The following is a 515-nucleotide window of genomic DNA, read 5'->3' as shown; positions in this document are numbered from 1 at the left end:
CAGTTGCTGCGGCTGGAGTTTCGCGGTGTTGTAGACGAGCACGTTCTCGCGCGCGAGCACGCCGACCCAGTTGCCGTCGGCCGGGTTGAAGCGGGCGGGGACCGCCTGCAGCGTCGCGCCGTCGGTCTTCGCGAGCAGGCCCTTGCGGTCGAGCAGCACGAGTTCCGGCGAGTTCTCGGTGAAGTACACGTCGGCCGGCGTGCGGTCGCCTTCCGCGACGATCTGCGCGGCGAGCGCCGGGCCTTCGCCCGAGCGCACCTTCACGGTGATGCCGCTTTGTGCCTCGAAGTCCTTGACGAGCTGGTTGACGACCTGCTCGTGCTGCGCGTTGTACAGCGTGAGCGTCGCGGCGTGCGCGCGCGTGGCGTGCAGCGCGCCGGTCAGCATCAGCGCGGCGGCGGTCGCGGCGATCAGGTGCCGCAGCGGGCGGCTAACGGGAAAAGTGTTCATGTCGTCGTCGTGAGTTGCATCCGGGCGGGCCGGGGAAATGGGGCGTGGCGTCGCGATGCCGTTAC

1 protein-coding gene is annotated in these 515 nt (G+C 69.7%); it reads right to left on the bottom strand.

The window, feature by feature from the left end; translation table 11 throughout:
- Positions 1–450, bottom strand: a 450-nt coding sequence (locus tag AC0KUR_RS38165) for an extracellular solute-binding protein (protein ID WP_473377428.1), incomplete at its 3' end; no start/stop codon positions are given.
- Positions 451–515 lie beyond the last annotated feature (65 nt).

The sequence above is a fragment of the Burkholderia sp. YHN3-13 genome (genome assembly GCF_055810675.1).
The sequence above is the reverse complement of the archived record's forward strand: the minus strand, read 5'-3'. Positions and strand labels throughout refer to the sequence as shown.